Here is a 1234-nt window from a genome sequence, read left to right as displayed (position 1 = left end):
CGAGATGATGAAGGGCGCGGGCACCCGGTGCTTCAAGATGCGCGCGGGCATGCCGGTGCTCGGCATCATCGGCAAGATGGGGGTGACCCGGATGAACGGCGGCTGCTGGGCCTTGCTGGACACCTGGATCCGCAAGGTCGGACCGGCGCAGGCGCAGGGCGGCCGCTATTTCTCCAATTACACCTGGCACGGCGATCAGAATCCGGCGCATCCGTGGTGGGCGGGCGTCCAAACATCCGACATCGACCTCGCAGACATGCGGTTCTCCAAGCTCAACACGAGTTGGGGCAAGAACTTCGTCGAGAACAAGATGCCGGAAGCCCACTGGAAGCTGGAATCCATCGAGCGGGGCGCCCGGATCGTGGTGATCACGCCGGAGTATAACCCCGTCGCCTACCGGGCAGATTATTGGATTCCGGTCCGCAATAACTCGGACGGTGCGTTGTTCTTGGGCGCGATGAAGATCATCGTGGACGAGAACATGCACGACATCGACTTTCTGAAGGAGTTTACGGACGCGCCGATTCTCGTGCGGACCGACACGTTGCAATACCTGGATCCGCGCGACGTGATCAAAGACTATCAGTTCCCGGACTTCTCGAAGAGCTATTCGGGCCGGGTGCAGTCGTTGAAGCCGGAGCAGATCGAGCGGCTGGGCGGCATGATGGTCTGGGACCTCAACAAGAACCAGGCGGTGCCGCTGCATCGGGAATTGGTCGGCTATCACTATCGGAAGAGCGGCATCGATGCGGCCTTGCACGGCACCTACCGGGTGAAGCTGCTCAACGGCCGGGAAATCGACGTGATGCCGGTCTGGCAGATGTACCTGGTGCATTTCCAAGACTATGATCTGGACACCGTGCACCAGATCAACCGGGCGCCCAAGGACCTCATCGTCCGGTGGGCGCGCGACGCGGGGACCATCAAGCCGCACGCCATTCACAACGGCGAAGGGACGAACCATTATTTCCACATGACGGCGTCTGCCCGCGCGGCGGCGATGGTGTTGATCATCACCGGCAACGTGGGCAAGTTCGGCAGCGGGCAACATACCTGGGCCGGCAACTACAAGGCGGGTATCTGGAATGCCACGCCCTGGTCCGGCGCCGGGTTGGCGGTGCACACGGGCGAAGATCCCTTCAACATCACCCTGGATCCCAACGCCCACGGCAAGGAGATCAAGACCAAGTCGTATTACTATGGCGAGGAAGTCGGTTACTGGAACCATGGCGAT

Annotated in this window: 1 protein-coding gene; it reads left to right on the top strand. The window is 61.2% G+C overall.

Annotated elements, in window-relative coordinates:
- Window positions 1–37 precede the first annotated feature (37 nt).
- Window positions 38–1234: molybdopterin-dependent oxidoreductase (locus tag AB1555_20165; protein MEW6248994.1), on the top strand; the 1197-nt coding region annotated here is incomplete at its 3' end.

This window comes from Nitrospirota bacterium (genome assembly GCA_040755395.1).
Lineage (GTDB): Bacteria > Nitrospirota > Nitrospiria > Nitrospirales > Nitrospiraceae > DATLZU01.
The sequence above is the reverse complement of the archived record's forward strand: the minus strand, read 5'-3'. Positions and strand labels throughout refer to the sequence as shown.